Genomic DNA, 1165 nt, shown 5'->3' on the forward strand with positions numbered 1-1165 from the left:
TGATTACCTACAATCGGTAGGGATCAAAAACTACATGGTCGAAGTTGGTGGCGAAATGCGTTTGAAAGGTATCAACCGAGAAGGTGTGCCATGGCGAATCGCGATTGAGAAACCAACGGTTGATGAGCGATCTATTCAAGAGATCATCGAACCAGGTGACATGGCAATTGCAACAAGTGGTGACTACCGTAATTACTTTGAGAGCAATGGTGTGCGATACTCTCACATTATCAATCCGCAAACAGGCAAACCAATCCATCATAAAGTGGTGTCTGTGACAGTATTGGATAAATCGTCGATGACTGCTGACGGTCTAGCAACGGGTCTTATGGTGCTAGGCGAAGAAAAAGGCATGGAAATCGCGAACGAAAATAACATTCCTGTTTTCATGATTGTGAAAACGGAAGATGGTTTTAAAGAGCTGGCTTCGGAAGCATACAAGCCATTCATGAACAAATAACATCAGAAGTGAGCATGTTCTTATGAGTACATTTCTAATTACATTTGCAGTGTTTGTTGCGGTGATCGCAGCGATGGCCGTTGGCTACATCTTCCAGAAGAAAGTAGTGAAAGGCAGCTGTGGTGGCCTTGGCGCAGTCGGCATAGAGAAAGTATGTAACTGCCCAGAGCCATGTGACGCGCGCAAGAAGCGTGAAGCTCGCGAAGCTGCTCGTGCTGAAAAGCTAGCTGCGTGGGAAAAAGACCGTATCGCGTAACGCGCAAGCATAGAGTGCTTATCATTTTTCTATAACCCAGCTTCGGCTGGGTTATTTTTTGCGTGTATCAAAGCGCCGTGCTTTCTACATAGAGAGTGAAATATTAGTACTTTCACGGGCGCATAATTGGGTGAGGTATATACTCAAATAAAGGTTCATTCGAGTCGGAGGACACAATGGAATTACATCAACATGGCATGGCTGATCTTTTCAATCAGCTCGGGTTAGGGAGCTCTTCCAAAGAAATTAAAGATTTCGTCAATACGCATCGACATAAACGTGAATCAGCACCTTTACACGAAGCGAGTTTCTGGACACATTCTCAGGCCGCATTTTTAAAACAAGCTATTGAAGAAGATGCTGATTGGGCTGAGCTTGTGGATCAGCTCGATGTAATGTTGCGTGATTGAACCGCGATAAAAAAAGATAATTCAACCCTTTAGAAACTT

The 1165-nt window shown here is 44.2% G+C and carries 3 protein-coding genes; all 3 read left to right on the plus strand.

The annotated features are described in order from the left end of the window. Nucleotides 1-460: FAD:protein FMN transferase (locus R7P72_RS25205; RefSeq protein ID WP_318110988.1), on the plus strand; the 460-nt coding region annotated here is incomplete at its 5' end. Between the two features lie 22 nt (nt 461-482). Next, nucleotides 483-716, plus strand: a complete 234-nt coding sequence (gene nqrM, locus R7P72_RS25210; protein ID WP_005436655.1) for a (Na+)-NQR maturation NqrM — start codon at nt 483-485, stop codon at nt 714-716. A gap of 176 nt (nt 717-892) precedes the next feature. Then, the gene (locus tag R7P72_RS25215; protein WP_020841183.1) at nt 893-1126 is read left to right on the plus strand and encodes a DUF2789 domain-containing protein; all 234 of its coding nucleotides are present in this window, start codon (nt 893-895) and stop codon (nt 1124-1126) included. Nucleotides 1127-1165: the final 39 nt, after the last annotated feature.

It is taken from the genome of Vibrio sp. Vb0888 (genome assembly GCF_033338835.1).
Classification (GTDB): Bacteria; Pseudomonadota; Gammaproteobacteria; order Enterobacterales; family Vibrionaceae; genus Vibrio; species Vibrio alginolyticus.